Annotated in this window: 21 protein-coding genes and 1 pseudogene; 2 read left to right on the forward strand and 20 right to left on the reverse strand. The window is 74.6% G+C overall.

Going from position 1 to position 22046, the window contains the following annotated elements; genetic code table 11:
• Positions 1-455: 455 nt before the first annotated feature.
• From dapB to rimP, 19 genes and pseudogenes are all read right to left on the reverse strand, one after another.
• On the reverse strand, positions 456-1268 hold the full coding sequence (gene dapB / locus ACGBYP_RS05285) for a 4-hydroxy-tetrahydrodipicolinate reductase (RefSeq protein ID WP_411582234.1): 813 nt from the start codon (positions 1266-1268) through the stop codon (positions 456-458).
• A 54-nt stretch (positions 1269-1322) separates the two neighbouring features.
• On the reverse strand, positions 1323-1685 hold the full coding sequence (locus ACGBYP_RS05290) for a VanZ family protein (RefSeq protein ID WP_411582235.1): 363 nt from the start codon (positions 1683-1685) through the stop codon (positions 1323-1325).
• Positions 1686-1689: 4 nt separating this feature from the next.
• A complete protein-coding gene (locus ACGBYP_RS05295) occupies positions 1690-3066 on the reverse strand; it encodes a M16 family metallopeptidase (RefSeq protein ID WP_411582236.1) in 1377 nt (458 codons plus the stop codon).
• Positions 3063-5324: a polyribonucleotide nucleotidyltransferase gene (locus ACGBYP_RS05300; protein ID WP_411582237.1), complete on the reverse strand. Its 2262-nt coding sequence runs from the start codon at positions 5322-5324 to the stop codon at positions 3063-3065. The genes ACGBYP_RS05295 and ACGBYP_RS05300 overlap by 4 nt, the downstream gene beginning before the upstream one ends.
• Positions 5325-5578: 254 nt before the next feature.
• Positions 5579-5848 carry a 30S ribosomal protein S15 gene (rpsO, locus tag ACGBYP_RS05305; RefSeq protein ID WP_056287976.1) on the reverse strand — a complete coding sequence of 90 codons (270 nt, stop codon included), beginning with the start codon at positions 5846-5848 and terminating at the stop codon, positions 5579-5581.
• 150 nt (positions 5849-5998) lie between these two features.
• Entirely contained in the window at positions 5999-6970 is a 972-nt protein-coding gene (locus tag ACGBYP_RS05310; RefSeq protein ID WP_411582238.1) for a bifunctional riboflavin kinase/FAD synthetase, read from the reverse strand.
• A gap of 24 nt (positions 6971-6994) precedes the next feature.
• Positions 6995-8143, reverse strand: coding sequence for a branched-chain amino acid aminotransferase (locus ACGBYP_RS05315; protein ID WP_411582239.1), 1149 nt, complete (start codon positions 8141-8143; stop codon positions 6995-6997).
• Between the two features lie 100 nt (positions 8144-8243).
• Positions 8244-8576: an antibiotic biosynthesis monooxygenase family protein gene (locus ACGBYP_RS05320; protein ID WP_411582240.1), complete on the reverse strand. Its 333-nt coding sequence runs from the start codon at positions 8574-8576 to the stop codon at positions 8244-8246.
• Positions 8577-8616: 40 nt separating this feature from the next.
• Positions 8617-9537, reverse strand: coding sequence for a tRNA pseudouridine(55) synthase TruB (gene truB, locus ACGBYP_RS05325; protein ID WP_411582241.1), 921 nt, complete (start codon positions 9535-9537; stop codon positions 8617-8619).
• Between the two features lie 73 nt (positions 9538-9610).
• Entirely contained in the window at positions 9611-10912 is a 1302-nt protein-coding gene (locus ACGBYP_RS05330; RefSeq protein WP_411583661.1) for an MATE family efflux transporter, read from the reverse strand.
• Positions 10909-11898, reverse strand: a complete 990-nt coding sequence (locus tag ACGBYP_RS05335) for a DHH family phosphoesterase (RefSeq protein WP_411582242.1) — start codon at positions 11896-11898, stop codon at positions 10909-10911. Before ACGBYP_RS05335 ends, ACGBYP_RS05330 begins: the two co-directional genes overlap by 4 nt.
• Positions 11895-12146, reverse strand: a complete 252-nt coding sequence (locus tag ACGBYP_RS05340; RefSeq protein WP_411582243.1) for a hypothetical protein — start codon at positions 12144-12146, stop codon at positions 11895-11897. Before ACGBYP_RS05340 ends, ACGBYP_RS05335 begins: the two co-directional genes overlap by 4 nt.
• Complete coding sequence (rbfA, locus tag ACGBYP_RS05345) at positions 12143-12685, reverse strand: 30S ribosome-binding factor RbfA (RefSeq protein WP_411582244.1); 543 nt, start codon at positions 12683-12685, stop codon at positions 12143-12145. The genes ACGBYP_RS05340 and rbfA overlap by 4 nt, the downstream gene beginning before the upstream one ends.
• A 46-nt stretch (positions 12686-12731) precedes the next feature.
• A complete protein-coding gene (locus ACGBYP_RS05350; protein ID WP_411582245.1) occupies positions 12732-13028 on the reverse strand; it encodes a DUF503 domain-containing protein in 297 nt (98 codons plus the stop codon).
• 171 nt (positions 13029-13199) lie between these two features.
• The gene (gene infB, locus ACGBYP_RS05355) at positions 13200-15038 is read right to left on the reverse strand and encodes a translation initiation factor IF-2 (RefSeq protein WP_411583663.1); all 1839 of its coding nucleotides are present in this window, start codon (positions 15036-15038) and stop codon (positions 13200-13202) included.
• Positions 15039-16085: 1047 nt separating this feature from the next.
• A pseudogene (locus ACGBYP_RS05360) lies at positions 16086-16226 on the reverse strand (translation initiation factor IF-2 N-terminal domain-containing protein); the annotation flags it as partial.
• 186 nt (positions 16227-16412) lie between these two features.
• Complete coding sequence (locus tag ACGBYP_RS05365) at positions 16413-16679, reverse strand: YlxR family protein (protein WP_411582246.1); 267 nt, start codon at positions 16677-16679, stop codon at positions 16413-16415.
• A gap of 8 nt (positions 16680-16687) precedes the next feature.
• Positions 16688-17821, reverse strand: coding sequence for a transcription termination factor NusA (gene nusA / locus ACGBYP_RS05370; protein WP_411582247.1), 1134 nt, complete (start codon positions 17819-17821; stop codon positions 16688-16690).
• A complete protein-coding gene (gene rimP, locus ACGBYP_RS05375; RefSeq protein ID WP_411582248.1) occupies positions 17818-18639 on the reverse strand; it encodes a ribosome maturation factor RimP in 822 nt (273 codons plus the stop codon). The genes nusA and rimP overlap by 4 nt, the downstream gene beginning before the upstream one ends.
• Positions 18640-18869: 230 nt before the next feature.
• Here rimP and ACGBYP_RS05380 point away from each other — a divergent pair, with 230 nt between their 5' ends.
• Together ACGBYP_RS05380 and ACGBYP_RS05385 are read left to right on the forward strand one after the other, a co-directional pair.
• A complete protein-coding gene (locus ACGBYP_RS05380) occupies positions 18870-19391 on the forward strand; it encodes a hypothetical protein (protein ID WP_411582249.1) in 522 nt (173 codons plus the stop codon).
• Positions 19392-19424: 33 nt separating this feature from the next.
• Positions 19425-19895 carry a ferritin-like domain-containing protein gene (locus tag ACGBYP_RS05385; RefSeq protein WP_411582250.1) on the forward strand — a complete coding sequence of 157 codons (471 nt, stop codon included), beginning with the start codon at positions 19425-19427 and terminating at the stop codon, positions 19893-19895.
• A gap of 136 nt (positions 19896-20031) precedes the next feature.
• Here the strand turns inward: ACGBYP_RS05385 and ACGBYP_RS05390 are convergent, their stop codons facing one another.
• Positions 20032-21891, reverse strand: a complete 1860-nt coding sequence (locus ACGBYP_RS05390) for a penicillin-binding transpeptidase domain-containing protein (RefSeq protein ID WP_411582251.1) — start codon at positions 21889-21891, stop codon at positions 20032-20034.
• Positions 21892-22046 lie beyond the last annotated feature (155 nt).

A 22046-nucleotide genomic window follows, 5' to 3' on the forward strand; every position in this document is an offset into this window, starting at 1 on the left:
GAGTTGGCACTCTCGTTCAATCAACCAAAGGAATCCCTCACGACACCCGAAGATGCCGCTGGGGGTTTGTTACTTGGCACTGACTTTCGGCACGCTGTTGAGTTCTCAAGGAGCGGACGCGCACGTTCCCCGACCAATTTCTTGGCCGTTCTCCGTGGCGGCTTGTCCCACAGTACGCTGAGCACGGCTCGCTGTCACACCCTGGGGGTCTGACCTCGCGGCTCCCGGCCCTTCCGGCCCGGTCTCGCTCGGCGCAAAGAGAAAGTTACGCGGCGGGGAACGGGCCGTCAAGCCGGTCGGGGCGACCGGACCCCCGATTCGACCGTCCCGCGCGGTCCCGGAGCACGAAACCGCACGTCAGACCAGTTCGGCGCCTACGAAATTGCGGCGCAGGTCACGTGAATGCGGGGTGTCCGGACGCCTCAGCAGTCACACGAGCCCCACCTGTCACAGGCTCACAGGCCGAGCAGGCCCTCGATGCCGAGTGTCAGCCCCGGGCGTCGGCCGATCTCCCGTACGGCCAGCAGCACTCCCGGCATGAACGAGGCCCGGTCGTAGGAGTCGTGCCGGAGGGTGAGGGTCTCCCCCGCTGCCCCCATGAGCACCTCCTGGTGGGCGACCAGTCCGCTGAGCCGGACGGCGTGCACCGGGATGCCGTCGACGTCGGCACCGCGGGCACCCGGCAGCGAGTCCTCCTCGCGGGTGGCGTCGGGCGCTGCCGGCAGGCCGGCTTCCCGCCGCGCCTCGGCGACGAGCCGGGCGGTGCGTGCGGCGGTCCCGGACGGGGCGTCGACCTTGTTCGGGTGGTGCAGCTCGACGATCTCCACCGAGGGGAAGAACCGCGCCGCCTCCTGGGCGAAGCGCATCAGGAGGACCGCACCGATCCCGAAGTTGGGGGCGATGAGCACACCGACGTCCGGCTTGGGCTCGAGCCACTGGGCGATCGTCGCCAGCCGCTCCTCGTCGAACCCCGTCGTCCCGACGACGCAGTGGATGTTCTGGTCGATGCAGAAGCGGATGTTCTCCATGACGGAGTCGGGCCGGGTGAAGTCCACGACCACCTGCGCGCCGGCGTCGGCGACGTTGAACAGCCAGTCCCGCTCGTCGACCATCGCGACCAGCTCGAGGTCGTCCGCTGCGTCGACCGCGCGGCAGACCTCGGCGCCCATGCGGCCGCGGGCCCCGAGCACCCCCACGGAGATGAGCGGAGAGTCCCCGGTCGCGGTGCCGGAGGGAGCGGGGACGGCGGTCGTGGAGCTGGTGGTCATGCCGCGATGCTCAGCGAGGACGCGAGCGGATGCAAGGGCAGGACCCCGGGCGGGTCAGCGCGTCGCGCGTCGCCGGGTGATCACGGCGTAGAGGGCGAGGCCGGCGAGCACCCCGACGGAGTCGGCGACCCAGTCGAGGAGCTCAGCGTCCCGACCGACCAGGTAGGTGCCCTGGAGCACCTCGCTGACCGCGGCGTAGACCAGCAGGGAGACGGCGGCCACCTGCCGCCCGACCCCGGCCCACCGGGCGGTGAGGGCCAGGGCCAGGAAGAGCGACAGGTGGACCACCTTGTCCACGCCCGGGGGCGCCGACGGCACGTCCGACGGCGGGGCGAAGAGCACCGCCAGCGACACGAGGACGGCGACGGCGAAGGACCCGCGGGCCAGGACGCCGTGCTGTGCGGACCGGGACGTCATGCGGTCAGGCGGCGAGGAGCCGCTCGAGGTCGCGCTCCCGGTAGGGACCGACGACCGCCAGGCACGTGGGCCGGGTGAACAGGTCGCCCGCGACCGCCCGCACCTGGGCCTCGTCGACACCGTCGAGCAGGTCGAGCACCGCCCGCACGGGCAGGTACTCCCCGAAGGACAGCTCGCTCTTGCCCAGCCGGCTCATCCGGGAGCCGGTGTCCTCCAGCCCCAGGACCAGGCCGCCCTTGAGCTGGCCCTTCGCGCGGGCCACCTCCTCGGGGGTCAGTCCGGTGTCGGCCACCTCGGCCAGGCCCTCGCGCACCAGCCGCAGGACCTCGGGCACACGCTTGGGCGAGCAGCCGGCGTAGACGGAGAAGCTGCCCGCGCCGGCGTAGTGGGTCAGCGAGGACCCCACGCTGTAGACCAGGCCCCGCTTCTCCCGGATCTCCTGGAACAGCCGTGAGCTCATGCCCCCACCGACCGCGGCGTCGAGCACCGCGGCGGCGTACCGCCGCTCGTCCAGCCGGCCCATGCCCAGGCTGCCCAGCAGCAGGTGGGTCTGCTCGGTCGTCCGGCGGATGAGCCCGCCCGGCCGGGCCGGTGCGGTGAGGGCGACGTCCTCCCCCCGTCGCAGCGGGTCGGGTCGTGCGTCGCCGGACAGCCGGTCGCCGAAGGCCGCGGTGACCAGGTCGAGCACCTGCTGGTGGTCGACCCGCCCCGCGGCGGAGACGACGATCGAGGGCACCGCGTAGCGCTCGCGGTACCAGCCGTCGACGTCGTCCCGGGTGAGCGCCTCGATCGAGGCGACCGTGCCGAGCACCGACCGCCCCAGCGGGGTGTCGCCGAACAGCGTCTCGGCGAACAGGTCGTGCACGGCGTCGGCGGGCTCGTCGTCGCGCATCGCGATCTCCTCGAGCACCACCGTGCGCTCGGACTCCAGGTCCGGCGCGGTGTTCAGCGCCTCGGTGACCAGGTCACCCAGGAGCGTCACCGCCAGCGGCAGGTCGCTGGCGAGCACGTTCGCGTAGTAGCAGGTGTGCTCCTTGGCGGTGAAGGCGTTCATCTCACCGCCCACGGCGTCCATCGCGGTGGCGATCTCCAGCGCGCTGCGGCTGCGCGTCCCCTTGAACAGCAGGTGCTCGAGGAAGTGCGAGGATCCGCCCACCGCCGGGCTCTCGTCCCGGGAACCGACGCCCACCCAGATCCCCAGGGTCGCCGACAGCACCCCGGGCATCGTCTCGGTGATCACGCGCAGGCCGCCGGGCAGCTCGGTGCGCTCCACCCGACCGCCGACCTCGTCGACGTCGAGCACCGCCGTGGTGCCGACCGGGGCCGGGACGGACGCCGCAGCGCCCACCCCGGCCCCGGTCAGGCCGTACGACGTGGTCACGCCTCCGCGGGAGCGGTGGCGTCGGCCGGGGCGGCGTCGCCGGCAGCGGCGGCCTCGCCCTCGACCACGGGCACCAGGCTGATCTTGCCGCGGGCGTCGATGTCGGTGATCTCGACCTGCAGCTTGTCGCCGACGTTGGCGACGTCCTCGACCTTGGCGATCCGCTTGCCGTTGCCCAGCTTGCTGATGTGCACCAGGCCGTCGCGGCCGGGCAGCAGCGAGACGAAGGCACCGAAGGCGGTCGTCTTCACCACGGTGCCGAGGAACCGCTCGCCGACCTTGGGCAGCGTCGGGTTGGCGATGGCGTTGATCCGGTCCACCGCCGCCTGGGCCGAGGGGCCGTCGGAGGCGCCGACGTAGATCGTGCCGTCGTCCTCGATGGTGATGTCGGCGCCGGTCTCGTCCTGGATGGCGTTGATCATCTGGCCCTTCGGGCCGATGACCGCGCCGATCTTGTCGACCGGGATGCGCACCGTGGTCACCCGGGGGGCGAACGGGCTCATCTCGTCGGGGCCGTCGATCGCCTCGAGCATGACGTCGAGGATGTGGAGCCGGGCCGCGCGGGCCTGGGTCAGCGCACCGGCGAGGACGTCGGAGGGGATGCCGTCGAGCTTGGTGTCCAGCTGGAGGGCCGTGACGAAGTCCTTGGTGCCGGCGACCTTGAAGTCCATGTCACCGAAGGCGTCCTCCGCACCGAGGATGTCGGTCAGCGCGACGTACTCGGTCTTGCCGTCGACCTCGTCGGAGACCAGGCCCATGGCGATGCCGGCGACCGGGGCCTTCAGCGGCACACCGGCGTTGAGCAGGGCCAGCGTCGAGGCGCAGACCGAGCCCATCGAGGTGGACCCGTTGGAGCCGAGGGCCTCGGACACCTGACGGATCGCGTAGGGGAACTCCTCGCGGTCGGGCAGCACCGGCAGCAGGGCCCGCTCGGCGAGTGCGCCGTGGCCGATCTCGCGGCGCTTGGGCGAGCCCACGCGGCCGGTCTCACCCGTGGAGTACGGCGGGAAGTTGTAGTTGTGCATGTAGCGCTTGCGGGTGACCGGGTTCAGCGTGTCCAGCTGCTGCTCCATGCGGAGCATGTTCAGCGTGGTGACGCCCATGATCTGGGTCTCGCCGCGCTCGAACAGCGCCGAGCCGTGCACCCGGGGCAGGACCTCGACCTCGGCCGACAGCGGCCGGATGTCGGTCAGGCCGCGACCGTCGATGCGGATCTTGTCGCGGAGGATGCGCTGGCGGACGACCTTCTTGGTGACCGCGCGGAAGGCTCCGGAGATCTCCTTCTCGCGGCCCTCGAACTGGCCGGCGAGGGCGGCCTTGACCTCGTCCTTGAGGGCGTCGGTCGCCTCCTCGCGCTCCTGCTTGCCGGCGATGGCCTGGGCCACGGTCAGCTTCTCGGTGGCGTGCGCCTCGACGGCGGCGTAGACGTCGTCCTGGTAGTCGAGGAAGCGGGGGAAGTGCGCCTCGGGCTTGGCGGCCTTGCCGGCCAGCTCGGCCTGCGCCTGGCACAGGGCCTTGATGAACGGCTTGGCGGCCTCGAGGCCCTGGGCCACGACCTCCTCGGTCGGGGCGGTGGCGCCACCGGCGACGAGCTCGATCGTCTTCTCGGTGGCCTCGGCCTCGACCATCATGATCGCGACGTCGCCGTCGGGCAGGACCCGGCCGGCCACGACCATGTCGAAGACGGCGTCCTCGAGCTCGGCGTGGGTCGGGAAGCCGACCCACTGGCCGTTGATCAGCGCGACACGGGTGCCGCCGACCGGACCGGAGAACGGCAGGCCGGACAGCTGGGTCGAGGCCGATGCGGCGTTGATCGCGAGCACGTCGTAGACGTGGTCGGGGTCCAGCGACAGGACGGTGATGACGACCTGGACCTCGTTGCGCAGGCCCTTGGCGAAGGTCGGGCGCAGCGGGCGGTCGATCAGGCGGCAGGTGAGGATCGCGTCCTCGGAGGGCCGGCCCTCGCGGCGGAAGAACGAACCGGGGATCTTCCCGATCGCGTACATCCGCTCCTCGACGTCGACCGTCAGCGGGAAGAAGTCGAACTGGTCCTTGGGCTGGCGGCCGGCCGTGGTGGCCGACAGCAGCGTGGTGTCGCCCATGGTGGCGACGACGGAGCCGGCGGCCTGCTTGGCCAGCCGGCCGGTCTCGAAGGTGACGGTGCGGGACCCGAGGGCCCCGTTGTCGATCACCGCGGAGGCGGTGAAGACGCCGTCCTCGGCGTCGAAGTCGGTGGTGTCGGTGCTGGGTGAAGACATCGTGTCCTCTTCCTACGTCGCATGCGGCGACGTCCTCTTCGCGGCGGGTGCGCCGTCGGCGTCCGGGGCGACCGGTGCTCGATCGAAGCCCTCGGGGCGCGGGGTCCTGCGTTCAGGCTCGCTGTCCCGGGGGCCACTACCGAGGACCGGCCCACGCGGGGCGGGCGGTGCGGTCTCGCCGGTGGTCCCGTGCGGCGGGCGCCGCACGAGTGAGGGGACCGGCCCGGCGTGCCGGAACGGTCCCCTCGGTGGTGCTAGCGGCGCAGGCCGAGCCGCTCGATGAGCGAGCGGTACCGGTTGATGTCGGTCTTGGCCAGGTAGTTCAGCAGGCGGCGACGACGGCCCACCAGCAGGAGCAGGCCCCGCCGGCTGTGGTGGTCGTGCTTGTGCATCTTGAGGTGCTCGGTCAGGTCACTGATCCGTCGGGTCAGCATCGCGACCTGCACCTCGGGGGAACCGGTGTCGCCCTCGACCGTCGCGTACTCGGTCATGATCTGCTTCTTCGTCGCGCTCTCGAGCGCCATTCTTGCCTCCAGGGCAGGTCACGTGTGGCCCCCGGTCTGTGTCACGGGGGCAGCAAGCACACACGTCGGTCACCCGACGCCACTGCCGAGATTACACGGACCTGCCGGGGAGCCGGTGCGCCGAGTCGCCCGCGGACGGCGACGCGCGGTTCACAGCCCCAGCAGGACCCGGGTGCGCGCGACGTCGTCGGCCATCGCGACCAGCAGCTCCGGGATGCCGGGGAACGTCGTCATCGGCCGCAGCCGCTCGACGAACTCCACCCCGACGTGCTCGCCGTAGAGGTCACCGTCGAAGTCGAGCAGGAACGCCTCGACCGTGCGCCGGGCGCCGGAGAAGGTGGGGTTGCTGCCGACCGAGATCGCTGCCGGGTGCCGGCTGCGGGTGACGCCGCGGTGGTCGCGCAGCACCAGGTGGCCGGCGTAGACGCCGTCGGCGGGGACCGCGGTGTACCGCGGGCTCTCGACGTTGGCCGTCGGGTAGCCGAGCTCGCGGCCGCGGCGGTCGCCGCGCACCACGATGCCGTCGACCCGGTGCGGGCGGCCCAGGGCCAGCGCCGCCGAGGCCATGTCGCCGGCGGCCACGCAGGCGCGGATGTAGGTCGAGGAGATGGTGACCTCGCCGTCGCCGGTCAGGTCGGGGGCCGAGCCGACGCTGGTGAGGTCGACGCCCTCGACGCCGAAGCCGAAGCGCCGGCCCTCGTCCGTGAGGGTCCCGACGTCTCCCTCGGCCCGGTGCCCGTAGGTGAAGTTGCGCCCGACCACGACCTGGGCCGCGTGCAGGTGCTCGACCAGGACGGTGTGCGTGAACTCGCCCGGGGTCAGCCGGCTGAACGCCGGGGTGAACGGCAGCACGCACATCGCGTCGACGCCGAGGGAGGCGACCAGCTCGGCCTTGCGGTCGGCCGCGGTGAGGATCGCCGGGTGCGAGCCGGGGCGGACGACCTCGGCCGGGTGCGGGTCGAAGGTCAGCAGCAGCGCCGGACGGCGCATCGCCCGGGCCCGGGCCACCGCGGCACCGATGAGGTGCTGGTGGCCGCGGTGGACCCCGTCGTACATGCCGATGGTGACGACCGCCCGGCCCAGGTCACCCGGGGCGGCGTCCAACCCACGCCAGCGCAGCACTCGACTCCCCTGCCGGCCGACGGCTCAGGAGGCCGGGACGACGCGGTGCAGCCAGCCGTGCGGGTCGGCGACCCGGCCGTGCTGGACGTCGAGCAGGTGCTCCCGCAGCTGCATGGTCAGCGGCCCGGGCTCCCCGTCGCCGACCGTGAAGTCGCCGGTGCGCGCCTTGACCGAGCCGACGGGGGTGATGACCGCGGCGGTGCCGCAGGCGAAGGTCTCGGTGACCGTGCCGTCGGCGACGCCGGCCCGCCACTCCTCGACGCTGAACTTCCGCTCGGTCACCCGGTGCCCCAGCTCGCGGGCCACGGTGATCAGCGAGTCGCGGGTGATGCCGGGCAGCAGCGTGCCGGTGAGCTCGGGGGTGACCAGCTCGGCGTCCGCGCCGGAACCGAGGACGAAGAACAGGTTCATCCCGCCCATCTCCTCGACGTACTTCTTCTCCACCGCGTCGAGCCAGACCACCTGGTCGCAGCCGGCGGCGATGGCCTGCTCCTGGGCCAGCAGGCTGGCGGCGTAGTTGCCGGCGCACTTGACGTCGCCGGTGCCGCCGGGAGCCGCCCGGATGTAGTCCTCGGAGAGGTAGACCGACACCGGGTGGACGCCGCGCGGGAAGTAGGCGCCGGCCGGGCTGGCGATGACGACGAAGAGGTACTCGTGCGCCGGCCGCACGCCCAGGAACGGCTCGACCGCCAGCTGGTAGGGCCGGATGTAGAGGGTCTGGTCGGGGCCGGTGGGCACCCAGTCGCGGTCGGCGTCGACGAGGGCGTCGACGGCGGTGAGGAACGCCTCCTCGGGCACCGGCGGCATGGCCAGCCGCCGGGCGCCGCGGGCGAAACGCGCGGCGTTGGCCTCGGGGCGGAAGGTGGCCACCGTGCCGTCGGGCTGCGCGTAGGCCTTGAGGCCCTCGAAGATCGACTGTGCGTAGTGCAGCGCGGCCGCGCTGGGGTCCATCTGCAGCGGCGCGTAGCGGGTGAGCCGGGCGTCGACCCAGCCCTCCCCGGCGCGGTACCGCGCGAGGAACATCGAGTCGGTGAAGTAGCGGCCGAAGCCCGGGTCCGCCAGCTGCTCGGCGCGCTCGGTGACCGAGCGGCGCGGCACGTCCTCCACGACCAGCGGCACGCCCTCGACGAACGTCCGGGAGGAGGTGCGGCTGTCGTTGAGCGTGTCGGTCATGGCTCCCACCTGAGGTGCTGGTGCTGGCGTCCCGGCGGGTGCCGGTCTGCAGCAGGAGCCTAGCCCGCGCCCGGGGCCGCCCCCGGGCGCGGGCGGGGCGTCAGCTCTTCTCGCCGTGCGGGCCCGAGGACTGCACGACCTCGTAGCTCTCCAGGTGGTTCTGCGACCGCTCGGCGGCCGGGGCCAGGGTGTCGCCCCCGCCGTCGTGGGCCCGGTCGAAGTCCTGCCCGCTCTGCCAGGCGTCGTAGGCCTCCTGGCTCTCCCAGCGGGTGTAGACGAGGTAGCGGTCGGTGCCCTCGGCCGGGCGGAGCAGCTCGAACCACTCGAAGCCCGGGGTGGTCTCCACGGCACCGGCACGGCCACGGAACCGCTCCTCGAACCGCTCACGCTTGTCCGCCGGCACGGTCACTGAGTTGATCTTCACGACGCTCATGGGCCCTCCCTGCCCAGCCGGGGCGGCGGTGACACAGGCGTCAGGCCTGGGGGAAGCCGACGACCACCTTGGCCATCGGGCCGGCGTCCTCCACCAGGGCGACCAGCCGGCCGTCGGGGGCGATCGCCGCGTGCAGCCCGGCCGCGCCGGTGGCCGGCACCCGCTGACCGAAACCGAGCGCCACGGCGTCGGCGGCGGTGAGCTCGCGGGCCGGGAAGACCGCGCGGGCGGCGTCGGCCAGGGCCACCACGCCGGGCCCGCTGCCGGGGCCGGCCAGCGCGGCGGCGGCGTCCTCCACCGGGCGGGCCTGCTCGGTGCCGAACGGGCCCGAGGACGTACGGCGCAGCGCGGTCAGGTGCCCGCCGACGCCCAGCGCCGTCCCGGCGTCCCGGGCGATGGCCCGGACGTAGGTGCCGGTGCTGCAGGAGACGGTGACGTCGACGTCGACCACGTCGGGCGTGGGCCGGGCGATGCGGTGGACGTCGATCGCGTGCACGGTGACCGAGCGGGCGGCCAGCTCGAACTCCTCGCCGGCCCGCACCCGGTCGTAGGAGCGCTTGCCATCGACCTTGACCGCGCTCACCGAGGACGGCACCTGCTGCAGCGGCCCGACCTGCGCGGCCAGGGCGGTCCGGACGGCGTCCTCGGTGACCTCCGCGGCCGACGTGGTCGCGGTGACCTCGCCCTCCCGGTCGTCGGTCACCGTGCGCTGGCCCAGCCGGATGGTGGCCTCGTAGGTCTTGTCCGAGCCGGAGAGGTACCCGAGCAGCCGGGTGGCCGCGCCGACGCCGAGCACCAGCAGGCCGGTGGCCATCGGGTCCAGGGTGCCGGCGTGCCCGACCTTGCGCACGCCCATCACCCGCCGGGCGATCGCGACGACGTCGTGCGAGGTCATGCCGCCGGGCTTGTCGACCAGCAGCAGGGACGGCGGGACGTCGGCGTCGGGCTTCTTCGGGCTCATCCGACCTCCTCGCCGGCGCTCGTCGGCCGGCTTCGCCGGGCTGCTGTGCTCATCGTCCCGCTCGCAAGCTCGCTCACGGGCTCACGCTCTCACCCAGCCACGCGCTCCCCCGCACCCGCTGCCCGACCGCCACCAGCCGGAGCACGATGAACAGGGTCAGCCCGGTCCAGACGCCCGGCAGACCCCAGTCCAGCCAGCCGGACAGCAGCGACAGCGGCAGGAAGCCCAGCAGCGCCGCCCCCAGGGTCACCGTGCGCAGGTACGCGACGTCGCCGGCGCCCATCAGCACGCCGTCCAGGGCGAAGACCACCCCGGCCAGCGGCTGCATCAGGGCCAGGAACCACCAGACGACGCCGGCCTGGGCGAGCACCGCGGGGTCGTCGGTGAAGAGCCCGGGCAGCACCGGCCGCAGCGCCAGCAGGACGACGGCGACCAGCAGGCCGGTGCCCAGCCCCCAGCGGACCACCCGGACGGCGGTGTGCCGGGCGTCGTCGGGCCGGCGGGCGCCCAGGGCGGTGCCGACCAGGGTCTGCGCGGCGATGGCGTAGGCGTCGAGCACCAGGGCCAGGAAGAGCCACAGCTGCAGCGCGACCTGGTGGGCGCCCAGCTGTGCGGTGCTGGCGCGGGCGACCACCGCAGCGGCCACGGCGAACGCCACCTGCAGCACCGCGGCCCGCACCAGGAGGTCCCGGCCGAGCACGAGCTGCGCGCGCAGCGCGGGCAGCCGCGGCCGCCAGGCGATGCCCGAGCCGGCGAGCTCGCCGGCCAGGGTGCGGGCGAAGAGGGCCGCCGAGACGGCCTGGCCGACCAGGTTGGCCACCGCCGAGCCCACCAGCCCGAGCCCCGCGGTGTGCACCAGCAGCGGGCACAGCACCAGGCTGACCAGGCTGCCGGCGAGCACGAACACCATCGGGCGGCGCAGCTCCTGCACGCCGCGCAGCCAGCCGTTGCCGGCCAGCGCCACCAGCAGCAGCGGCAGGCCCAGGCTCGCCACGCGCAGCCACTCCTCCGCGGCCGCGGCGACCGGCCCGGGGCCACCGGCCATCAGCCGGGTCAGCGGACCGGCCAGCACCTGGAACACCGCGGCGAGCAGCACGCCGAGCCCCACGGCCAGCCAGGTCGCCTGGACGCCCTCGGCGACGGCCCCGGCGCGGTCGCCGGCGCCGGCGCGGCGGGCGGCGCGGGCCGTGGTGCCGTAGGCCAGGAAGTTGAGCAGGGCGGCGACGTAGGCCAGCAGCCCCCCACCGACGGCCAGCCCACCCAGGGACGTGGTGCCCAGGTTGCCGACGACGGCGGTGTCGACGAGCAGGTACAGCGGCTCGGCGGCCAGGACGACGAGCGCCGGTGCGGCCAGCGCCGGGATCGACCGGCTCAGCGGGAGAGCTCCGCGCGCAGTCGCGCGATCGTCCCGTCGCGGTCCAGGGTGGAGGTGTAGCCGGCGGCGGCCCGGTGCCCGCCGCCGCCCAGGCGCATGGCCACCGCGGCCACGTCGGTGGCGCCCCGCGAGCGCATCGACACCACCCAGGAGCCGTCGTCGGCGCCCTTGAGGACGGCGGCGACGTCGGCCTCCGCTGTCGACCGGACGACGTCGACGAGCGCCTCGAGCTGGTCGGGCGCCAGCCCGTGCTCGCGCGCCTCGGCCGCGGTGGACCAGGTCAGCACCAGCCCGGCGCCCACGTCGGGCTCCAGCACGGCCCGGCCGGCGACCGCGGACAGCAGCCCGAGCCAGCCGAACGGGGCGGTGTCGAACAACCGCTGGCTGATCGCCGCGTGGTCGATGCCGGTGCGCAGCAGCCGGGCGGCGAGCTCGTGCGTGCCCGGGGCGGTGTTGCCGAAGCGGAAGGAGCCGGTGTCGGCCGACAGCCCGGCGTACAGGCAGGTCGCCAGCTGCTCGTCGAGCTCGACCCCCAGGCCGTCCAGGAGGTCGGCGACGAGCACCACGGTCGCAGCGGCGTGCGGGTCGACCAGCCGGACCTCGCCGAAGCCGGGGTTGCTGGCGTGGTGGTCGACGACGATCGACCGGTCGGCGGAGTCCAGCAGACCGGCCAGCTCACCGAGGCGTCCGGGTGAGGCGGCGTCCAGGCTGACGAACAGGTCGGCGTCGGCCGGCACCGTGCCCGGGGGCACGAGCTGCTCGGCACCGGGCAGCCAGCCCAGCGACCAGGGCAGCACGAACGGCTCGGGGAAGGTCGTGACCACCCGGGCGCCGCGGCGGCGGAGCCCCTCGGCGAGCGCGAGCGTGCTGCCCAGCGCGTCGGCGTCGGGCTGGACGTGGCCGGAGAGAACCACCGTCCCGCCGGCCGCCGCCGTCGCGGCCAGCAGGTCGACGGCGGATGCCAACGGCAGGGCGGTCGCCGTCACGAGGTGATGCCGGTGCTCGGGTCCGCCCCCGGCGGCTGCTGCGGCTCGGGGTCGGTGTTGCCACCACCGACCGGGTAGTGCGAGCCGTCCTCGGGCTCGTCGGCGGCGATGCTGTCGACCTCGCCGACCTGGCCCTGCTTGCCTCCGGCGGTCGGGTCACCCGTCCCCGGTTCGGCGCGTCCCCCGAAGGTCACGCCCTGGTGCTCACCGGCCAGGTCGGTCGGGTCGGGATCCGATGCCTCGGTCACGAGGCGCTCCGCTGGGCAGCGGCGGAGGGGCGCTCGTCGGCGAAGTCGTCGGTGCGCCCGGCATCGGCCTGGGCCGGCACCTCGGCGTCGTCGTCCTCGGAGTCGTCCTCGTCGGTCTCGACGGCGGGCTTGCGGTAGGGGTCGGCGTCGCCGGCGTACTCGGCGCCCTCGCGGGCGCGGGCCAGCTCGGCGTCGGCGTGCCGGACCCGCTCCAGCGCCTGCTCGAGCTCGCGGGCGGTGTCGGGGACGATGTCGGCGACGAAGGTCAGCGTCGGCACGAACTTGATGCCGGTCTGCTTGCCCACCGTCGAGCGCAGCACGCCGGTGGCGCTGGCCAGTGCCCGCGCGGAGTCCTCGATCTCGGTCGCGTCCCCGTAGACGGTGTAGAAGACCGTCGCCTCGCGGAGGTCGCTGGTGACCCGCGCGTCGGTGATGGTGACCATCCCCAGCCGCGGGTCCTTGATCTGCGTCTCGATCGTGGCGGAGACGATCTGACGGATGCGCACCGCCAGCCGGCGTGCCCGGGCGGGATCGGCCATCTCAGCTGCTCCTTCACAGTTGGGCAGGCGTCTGCGCCTGCCCGGTTCAGTCGTCGGTGTCGCTGATCAACTGCCGGTGTGTGGACAGCAGCGTCACCTCGGGGCGTTCGGCCAGCAACCGCTCGCACGCGTCCAGGACGTCGGTCACCTGCGCGGGGTCGCCGGCGACGGTGGCGACCCCGATCTGCACGCGGCGGTGCAGGTCCAGGTCGCCGGCCTCGGCTGCGGCCACCGCGAACCGGCGCCGCAGCTCGGCCACGATCGGCCGGACGACGGCGCGCTTCTCCTTGAGCGAGTGGACGTCGCCCAGCAGCAGGTCGGCGCTCAGCGTCCCGGTGAACACGCGGACCCCCTCCTCCCCACTGCTCGCGAACTCGCAGCCGGCCCCTGGAGGGGGCCGACCCGCGAGCGGTGTCCGTCCGGCCTCCCCCACCCGGCGGACCGGGGCGGGAGGGACGGGCGGTCCCGTCCGCCCCGCCCGAACGTGCTCGGGCGGGGCGGACGGGTTCCTCGATCAGGCGCGCGGCTTCTCGCGCAGCTCGAAGGTCTGGATGACGTCCTCGGGCTTGATGTCGTTGAACGACCCCAGCCCGATGCCGCACTCGTAGCCCTCGCGGACCTCGGTCGCGTCGTCCTTGAAGCGACGCAGCGACTCGACGGTCAGGTTGTCCGCCACCACGGCGCCGTCCCGGATGAGACGGGCCTTGGAGTTGCGGACGATCGTGCCGCTGCGGACCAGCGAGCCGGCGACGTTGCCGATCTTCGGCACCCGGAAGACCTCGCGGACCTCCGCCGTGCCGAGCTGGACCTCCTCGTACTCGGGCTTGAGCATGCCCTTGAGCGCGGCCTCGATCTCCTCGATGGCCTGGTAGATGACCGTGTAGTACCGGACGTCCACGCCCTCGCGGTTGGCGAGCTCGGTGGCCTGCCCCTCGGCCCGGACGTTGAAGCCCAGGACGATGACGTCGTCGGCCAGCGCCAGGTCGATGTCGCTCTTGGTGATGCCACCGACGCCGCGGTGGATGACCCGCAGCGAGATGTCGTCGCTCACCTCGATCTTCATCAGCGCCTCTTCGAGCGCCTCGACGGTGCCCGAGTTGTCGCCCTTGATGATCAGGTTGAGCTGACGGTTCTCCTTGAGCGCCGCGTCGAGGTCCTCCAGGCTGATCCGCTTCCGCATCGACGCGTTCTGCGCGTTGCGGATCCGGGCCTGGCGGCGGTCGGCGATCTGGCGGGCGATCCGGTCCTCCTCGACGACGAGGAAGGTGTCACCGGCGCGCGGCACCGAGGTCAGGCCGACGACCTGGACCGGACGGGCCGGCAGGGCCTCCTTGAGCTTGGTGCCGTGCTCGTCGAGCAGCGACCGGACGCGCCCGTAGGCGTCTCCGGCCACGATCGAGTCGCCGACGCGGAGGATGCCGCGCTGGACCAGCACCGTGGCGACGGGGCCGCGGCCCTTGTCCAGCTTGCCCTCGATGACGACACCCTGCGGGTCCTGGCCGATGTTGGCGCGCAGGTCCAGCGAGGCGTCGGCGGTGAGCAGCACCGCCGCGAGCAGGTCGTCGAGACCCTGACGGGTGGTCGCGGAGACGTCGACGAACATCGTGTCGCCGCCGTACTCCTCGGCCACCAGCCCGTACTCGGTGAGCTGCTGGCGGATCTTGGCGGGGTTGGCCCCCTCCTTGTCGATCTTGTTCACCGCGACCACGATCGGCACGTTGGCCGCCTGGGCGTGGTTGAGCGCCTCGACCGTCTGCGGCATGACGCCGTCGTCGGCAGCGACCACCAGCACGACGATGTCGGTGACCTTCGCGCCACGGGCACGCATCGCGGTGAACGACTCGTGACCCGGGGTGTCGATGAAGGTGACCGGGCGCTCGTTGCCCTCCAGCTCGGTGACGATCTGGTAGGCGCCGATGTGCTGGGTGATCCCACCGGCCTCCTTGCCCGCCACGTTGGCGTGCCGGAGCGCGTCGAGCAGCTTGGTCTTGCCGTGGTCGACGTGACCCATGACGGTGACGACCGGCGGACGGATGTCCCAGTCGTCCTCGTCGCCGCTCTCCTCGTCGCCGAAGGTGAGGTCGAAGGTCTCGAGGAGCTCGCGGTCCTCGTCCTCGGGGCTGACGACCTGGATGACCCAGCCGATCTCGGCACCGAGCAGCTGCAGCGTCTCGTCGTTGACCGACTGCGTCGCGGTGATCATCTCGCCCAGGTGGAACAGGGCGGTGACCAGCGCGGCGGGCTCGGCGTTGATGCGCTCGGCCAGGTCGGTCAGGGACGCGCCGCGCGGCAGGCGGACGGTCTGCCCGTTGCCACGGGGCAGGCTGACGCCGCCCATCGACGGCGCCGCCATGGAGTCGAACTCCTGACGCCGCTGCTTCTTGCTCTTGCGCCCGCGGACCGGACCGCGACCACCCGGACGCCCGAAGGCACCCGCCGTGCCCGCACCGGAGCCACCGCGGCCGCGGCCACGACCGCCACCGCCGCCACCGGGACGGAAGCCACCGGCCGGGGCACCGCCACCGCCACCGGGACCACCGGGACCGCCGCCACCGGGACGGAAGCCACCGCCACCGCCGCCGCCGGGACCACCGGGACGGCCGCGGCCGGCACCCGGGCCACCGGCACCGCCGGGACCACCCGGACGACCGCCACCGGCGGGCCGGGGCGGCATCATGCCGGGGCTCGGACGCTGCGGCATCATGCCCGGGTTGGGACGCGGCCCACCGGGACCGGCGGCCGGACGCGGGCCGCCGGGGCCCGACGCGGGACGGGGACCGCCCGCACCGGGACCGGGACGGGGACCGCCCGGAGCCGGACGGGGACCGCCCGGGCCGGCCTGGTTCGGCGCACCGGGAGCCGGCGCCGGACGCGGACCGGCGGCCGCCGGACGCGGGGCGCTGCTGAAGGGGTTGTTGCCCGGCCGCGGGGCCGGACGGGGACCGGGCCGCGGGCCGGAGCCGACCGGACGCGGGCCGGGGGTGGCACCACCCTGACCGGGCGCGCCACCGGGAGCACCGGCGGGACGCGGACCGGGGGCGGCCGGGGCCGCGGGGGCCGACGGCTGCTGGGTCGGCGCGCTGGCCGCCGGGGCCTGCGGGGCGGCCGGACGGGCCTGCGGGGCCGGGCGGGGGCCGGGACGCGGGCCCGGGGTCGCCGGACGTGCGGGAGCCGCGGCCGACGCGGCGGCCGGAGCCGGGGTCGGGGCGGCAGCCGCGGGGGCCTGGGGAGCGGCCGGGGCCGGGGGTGCGGACGGCGCGACCGGGGTCACCGGCGCTGCGGGGGCCGCGGCCACCGGAGCGGACGGGCGCGGTGCGGCCGGGCGCGGGCCGGGGCCGGGACGGGCGCCGGAGGCGCCGTTGCCGCTGCTGGACGATCCAGCACCGGGGAACGCCTCACGGAGCCGCCGGGCCACGGGGGCCTCGACGGTGGAGGACGCGGACTTCACGAACTCGCCCTGCTCCTTGAGCTTGGCGAGCACTGCCTTGCTGTCGATACCGAGCTCTTTCGCGAGCTCGTGTACGCGGGCCTTGCCTGGCACGGGTCTCCTCTGGTGAGGCCGGCGGCTGGCCCGCTCGACCTCGTGATTAGTGGTGGTGCATGGTCATCGTGGCGACTTCACGGGTTGCTCATCCGAGGTCGTCCTGCTCTCGTAGTGGACCGGCCGGTTGCCGGTCCGACGGTGTCTCTCGCGCGGTGCTGCACCCCGGGGCGCCGTCCTGGCCGGTCACGAGGACCGGCCGGAGACGAGCTCCTCGAGCGCACCGAGCTCCAGTGTGGCGCTGCTGCGCAGCGCACGCGGGAAGGCCCGGCGCCGGACTGCTGCCTGCAGGCACTCCGCGGTGGGGTGCAGGGACGCACCCCGGCCGGGGAGCCGCCGCCGCGGGTCGGGGGTCAGACCCCCGCCACGGACGACGACACGCAACAGCTCGGTGACCGGTGCACGTCTCCGGCAGCCCACACAGGTGCGCACCGGGGTAGACGGATCGGCCATCCCCGAGTCTAGCGCGCCGAGGAGCCGGGGTGTTCCGCCCGCCGCACCGGAGTGCGGGCACCCCCCTGCGGGCCACGGCCGGTGGGCCGCCCGCCCGGGCCGCCGGGGCCGGTGGGCCGCAGCGGGGCCCGCCCCACCCCCGGCGACGCGGGCGTGTCGCCGTCGACGGGCTGGGCGTCGCTGCGGATGTCGATCCGGCAGCCGGTGAGGCGGGCGGCGAGCCGGGCGTTCTGGCCCTCCTTGCCGATCGCCAGCGACAGCTGGTAGTCGGGCACGACGACCTGGACGGCGCGTGCGGCGGCGTCGACGACCCGGGCGCTGGTCACCCGCGCCGGCGAGAGCGCCGAGGCGACGAAGGTGGCGTCGTCGTCGGAGAAGTCGACGATGTCGATCTTCTCGTCGTGCAGCTCGCGCATCACGTTGCGGACCCGCTGCCCCATCGGGCCGATGCACGCGCCCTTGGCGTTGAGGCCCGGCACCGAGGTGCGGACGGCGATCTTGGACCGGTGTCCGGCCTCGCGGGCGACCGCCACGATCTCCACGCTGCCGTCGGCGACCTCGGGGGCCTCCAGGGCGAAGAGCTTGCGCACCAGGTTGGGGTGGGTGCGCGACAGGGTGACCTGCGGGCCGCGGGGCGTGCGGGCGACCGAGACCACGTAGGCCTTCACCCGGCTGCCGTGCTCGTACACCTCGCCGGGCACCTGCTCGGCCTGGGGCAGCTGGGCCTCGACCTTGCCGATGTCGACCAGCACCAGGCCCTGGGTGTTGCGGCGGGCGTCGGCCTGCACGACGCCGCTGACGATGTCGCCCTCGGTGCCGGCGTACTCGCCGAAGGTCTGCTCGTTCTCCGCGTCCCGCAGCCGCTGGACGATGACCTGCCGGGCGGTGCTGGCCGCGATCCGGCCGAAGTCGCTCGGGGTGTCGTCGAACTCGTGCACGACCTCGCCGTCGGGGCCCAGCTCCTGGGCCAGGACGGCGACGTCACCGGTCTTCCGGTCGATCTGCACCCGCACGTGCTGGGCCGAGCCCTCGGCCTGCCGGTAGGCGGTGACCAGTGCGCTCTCGATCGCGTGCAGCACGGTGTCGGCGGGGATGTCCTTGTCCCGCTCGATCGCCGCGAGGGCGGTCAGGTCGATCTTCACTTCTCTGCCTCCTGGTCGCGACCGGGTGCCCCGCGGCGCGCGGCGGGGTCCCGGTCGCCCGGCCCTCCCGCTGCACCGGCCGCGGGGGCCCCGGTCGGGTCGTGCTGGTCGTCGGTGCCCTCGGGCCCGTCCTGCTCGTCGTCGAGCTCGTCGTCCGACAGGTCGTCGTCGTCGAGCTCGTCGTCGGTGTCCGTGTCGTCCTCGTGCTCGTCGTCCTCGTGCTCGTCGGCCTCGTGCTCGTCGGCCTCGTGCTCGTCGGCCTCGTAGACCAGTGCGGCGTCGCGGTGGCCGGCCGGGCGGGTGAACTCGACCTGCACCCGCGCCTCGCCCAGCTCCGCCCAGGGCACGGTGCGCTCCCCGACGGTGCGGCGCGGCTGGCCCTTCTTGGTGCCGCCCTTCTCCACGGTCAGCACGACGCCGTCGTCCTCGACCCGCAGCACGCGGGAGGTGACCTGCTCGCGCGCCTTCTCCGGGCCGACCGCGACGGTGACCAGCCGGCCGACGTTGCGCCGCCAGTGCCGGGGCAGGGTCAGCAGCCGGTCGACGCCGGGGCTGGTGACCTCCAGCACGTAGGGCGAGCGACCCAGGGCCTCGTCCTCGGCGTCGAGGACCTCCGACAGCGCGCGGCTGACCTGCGCCACGTCGTCGAGGCTGACGCCGGAGTCGCGGTCGACGACCACCCGGACCACCGAGCGCTGGCCCGCCGGGCGGACGACGAGCTCCTCGAGGTCGTAGCCGGCGGCGGCGACGACGGGCTCGATCCAGCCGGTGAGCCGGGTGGTCACCTCGTCACCGGCGCCTGCACCTCGCGTGGACACCGGTTGCCTCCTGTTGTGTTGGGTCCGCGACAGGCACCGGACGGAGTCCCCCGATGACCACCGGGGGCACTGCCGTTCCCCGGCGCACTGCGCGTGGACCGTCAGGTTACCGCCCGCACCTCCCGTCCCACCCGTCACGCGGGGGTGAGCTGCGCCGCCACCGCCACCGCCACCGCCACCGCTGCCACCGTCCCCGCGCGCCGCCCGCCGGGCTGCCAGGATGGACGGCGATGTCCGGTCCGCTGTCGTCCTCCCCCGCCGCCGGCGCCTTCAGCCGCCGCAGCCTGCTGCTCGGCACGCTCGCCGGCGCGGCCGCGCTGGCGACGGGGTGCACGGGTGAGCCGGTGGAGACCTCCGACGCCGTCACCCCGGCCCAGGTCGACCAGCTCGCCGCCCAGGTGCAGGTTCAGGAGGAGCTGGTGGCCGCCTACGACCGGGCACTGGCCGCCGCCCCCGACCTGACCGCGACCGCGACCGGGCTGGCCGCCCAGGCCCGTGCGCAGCTCGACCGGCTCCGGGCCGCCGCACCGGGCGCCGGCGCCAGCAGCAGCGCACCGCCGTCCCCCGGCGCCCCCGCGACCGGCCCGGACGCCGCGCCGGACGCCGCGGGCGCCCGCGCGTGGCTGCGCACCCGGGTGACCACCACCGCCGACGCCCACGCCGCGGCCTGCCCGGCGTTCGCGGGTGGGCGGGCGGCGCTGCTGGGCAGCATCGCCGCCGGCCTGCGGGGCCAGGCCGGGCAGCTGGCGTGACCGGTTCCGCCCCCTCCCGGAGAGGCCAGCACCGTGCCTGAGGACCCGAGCACCGCTCCCTCCCCCACCGCCGCCGAGGACGCCGCCCTGCAGAGCGCGCTGGCCGCAGCGCACACCGCCGTCTGGGGCTACGCGGTGGTGGGCGCCGCGCTGCCGCCGGAGCAGCGCGAGCCGGCCGGCGCCGCGCGCCAGGCCCATCGCGACCTGCGCGACCGGCTGGCCGAGCTGCTCACCTCCCGCGGCGTCGACCCGGTGGGCGCCGCGGGCGGGTACACGCTGCCGTCCCCGGTGCTGTCGCCGGTGGACGCCGCCGCGCTCGCGGTCGCCCTCGAGGACGGGACGTCGTCGGCCTGGACGTGGGTCCTGGACCAGGCCACCGAGACCGCCACCCGCGAGTTCGGCGTCACGGCGCTCACCGCGGCGGAGCTGCGGGCGGTCGGCTGGCGGTCGGCGGCCGGCCGTACACCGGTGACCACCCCGTTCCCGGGCCTCCCCGACCAGTAGCCGCCGCCGCGCTGCTGCGTCGGCTCCACCACGGCAACGATCAGGTCACCTGATCGTGCGTGCTCCTGGCTCACGCCCCATGGTGAGCCAGGAGCACGCACCATGAGCCCGGACGACGGCCCCTCGTGCCAGCCGTTCAGCCCAGGTTGCCGAGGAAGGCGTCGGTGACGTCGACGGCGAGCTTGCTGGTCTGGCCGGCCTCCACCAGGACGGCGAACGCCAGGTCGCCCTGCGGCCCGCCCTGCTGCCAGCCCATGAACCAGCCGTGGGAGTCCGGCGGGGTGTTGGTGCCGAACTCGGCCGTGCCGGTCTTGCCGAACACCTCGCCCCGGTCGGCCACCCCGTTCGCGGTCCCGGTGAGCACGACCTGGCGCATCATCGGCCGCAGCGCGTCGAGGACCTGCTGGCCGGGTCCGGCCGGCGCCGGGCCCGCCGGCTCGGCGCCGCGCACCTCGACCGGGGCGGCCGGCGTGCCGCTGGCGATGCCCGCCGCGACCAGCGCCAGCTGAGCCGGGCTCATCAGCACCTGGCCCTGGCCGATCTGGTCGGCGGCCTTGGTGGTGCCGGTGGCGTCCGCGGGGACGTCGCCGCTGAAGACCCCCACCGGCAGCTGCCAGTCACTGCCCACCCCGTAGGAGGCGGCGGCCGCGGCCAGGGCGTCGTCGGGCAGCTGCATGCCCTGCTCGATGAAGGTGGTGTTGCAGGACTCGGCGAACGCCTCGGTCAGCGGGACGGTGCCCAGGTCGAACTGGTCCTCGTTCTCGAACTCGCGGCCCTCGACGACCGTCGTCCCGGGGCAGGGCACCGCCGAGTCGGGGGTGAGCGTGCCGGCCGACAGCAGCGCCGTCGCCGTCATCGTCTTCATGCTCGACCCGGGCGGGAACTGCCCGGACAGCGCGTTGGTCGGGTTGGCGGCCTCGTTGGAGCTGACCGCCAGGACCTCCCCGGTGCCCGGGCGCACCACCACGAGGTGGGTGGCCAGCGGCTGGGCGGCGACCGCGGCGTCGGCGGCGTCCTGCACGGCCGGCAGCAGCGTCGTCTGCACCGGGGTGCCGGGGACGGGGGCGACGGCGGCGACCTCTCGGCCGGCGTCCTCGACGGCCTCGTCGGTGCTCTCGACCGAGACGGTGAACCCGGGCGTGCCGGCCAGCTGCTGCTGGTAGGCCAGCTGGAGCCCGGACAGGCCCAGCTGGTCGCCGGGGGCGTAGACGGGCTCGCCGTCCTCCCCGACGGTGCCGGACAGGACGTCGGCGGTGGCGTCCCCGACGCGGCCCAGCAGGGCCAGCCCGAACCGCGAGCTGGGCGCCAGCAGCCGGGTACTGGTCGGGAAGACGGCGCCGGGCAGGTCGAACACCTGGCTCCGGATCTCCTCGAAGTCCGGTCGGCGCAGGGTGATGACCGGGACGAACTGGCCCTCGCCCGCGGCGTCCACGTCGGCGGTGATCTCCTCGGCGGCGACCCCGGTGGCCGCGGCGAGCCCGGCGGCCAGCGCGGGCAGGTCGGTGACCTGGGCCTTGTCGACCCCGACGTTGACGACCTCGGTCGGGGCGAACAGCGGGGCGCCGGCGCCGTCGGTGATCGCGGCCCGCTCGGGCAGCGCGCGGGTCAGCTCCAGGTGCTGCCCGGCGCCCAGCTCGGGGTGGACGACGGTCGGTGCGGCCACGACCTGCCAGGCGTCGTCGGCCTCGCGCAGCTGCAGCGTGGCGTCGTACTGCCAGTCGGGGGCGGCGGCGAGGTCCCAGGTCGCCTGCCAGGCGACGGTGGCCGTCTCGTCGGTGACCGTGACCGCGCCCACGGCGGGGGTGAGGGTGGCCTCGGGCAGGTCGGTGGCCGTCTGCTGGAGCAGCGTGGTGACCGCGGCCGGGTCGGTGGTGCGGCCCGCGGCGGCGTCGGTCCGGCTCGCCGCCCAGTCGTCGAGGAAGGCCTGCGCCGCGGCGCGGACGTCGTTCGTGGGGTCGCTGGAGCAGCCGGCCAGCAGCGGGGCCAGGACGAGCACGGCCGCACCGCCCGCCGTCGTCACCCGGCGGGCGGACCCGCGCCTGTTCCCGGAACGTGATCGGCTGCGCACGGCGTCCACCCTGGCAGACGCAGCCCGCTCGACCGAGCACCCCGCCCGGAGAGCCATCGCACGCCGGCCCCCCGCCGGGGGCG

The organism is Modestobacter sp. SSW1-42 (assembly GCF_046635825.1).
In the GTDB taxonomy this organism is placed as follows: domain Bacteria; phylum Actinomycetota; class Actinomycetes; order Mycobacteriales; family Geodermatophilaceae; genus Modestobacter.

Coding starts and splice junctions, on each gene's coding strand:
- dapB (WP_411582234.1), bottom strand. CDS start 1,268: ATGACCACCAGCTCCACGACCGCCGTCCCCGCTCCCTCCGGCACCGCG.
- ACGBYP_RS05290 (WP_411582235.1), bottom strand. CDS start 1,685: ATGACGTCCCGGTCCGCACAGCACGGCGTCCTGGCCCGCGGGTCCTTC.
- ACGBYP_RS05300 (WP_411582237.1), bottom strand. CDS start 5,324: ATGTCTTCACCCAGCACCGACACCACCGACTTCGACGCCGAGGACGGC.
- rpsO (WP_056287976.1), bottom strand. CDS start 5,848: ATGGCGCTCGAGAGCGCGACGAAGAAGCAGATCATGACCGAGTACGCG.
- ACGBYP_RS05315 (WP_411582239.1), bottom strand. CDS start 8,143: ATGACCGACACGCTCAACGACAGCCGCACCTCCTCCCGGACGTTCGTC.
- ACGBYP_RS05320 (WP_411582240.1), bottom strand. CDS start 8,576: ATGAGCGTCGTGAAGATCAACTCAGTGACCGTGCCGGCGGACAAGCGT.
- truB (WP_411582241.1), bottom strand. CDS start 9,537: ATGAGCCCGAAGAAGCCCGACGCCGACGTCCCGCCGTCCCTGCTGCTG.
- rbfA (WP_411582244.1), bottom strand. CDS start 12,685: ATGGCCGATCCCGCCCGGGCACGCCGGCTGGCGGTGCGCATCCGTCAG.
- infB (WP_411583663.1), bottom strand. CDS start 15,038: ATGGCGGCGCCGTCGATGGGCGGCGTCAGCCTGCCCCGTGGCAACGGG.
- ACGBYP_RS05365 (WP_411582246.1), bottom strand. CDS start 16,679: ATGGCCGATCCGTCTACCCCGGTGCGCACCTGTGTGGGCTGCCGGAGA.
- ACGBYP_RS05380 (WP_411582249.1), top strand. CDS start 18,870: ATGTCCGGTCCGCTGTCGTCCTCCCCCGCCGCCGGCGCCTTCAGCCGC.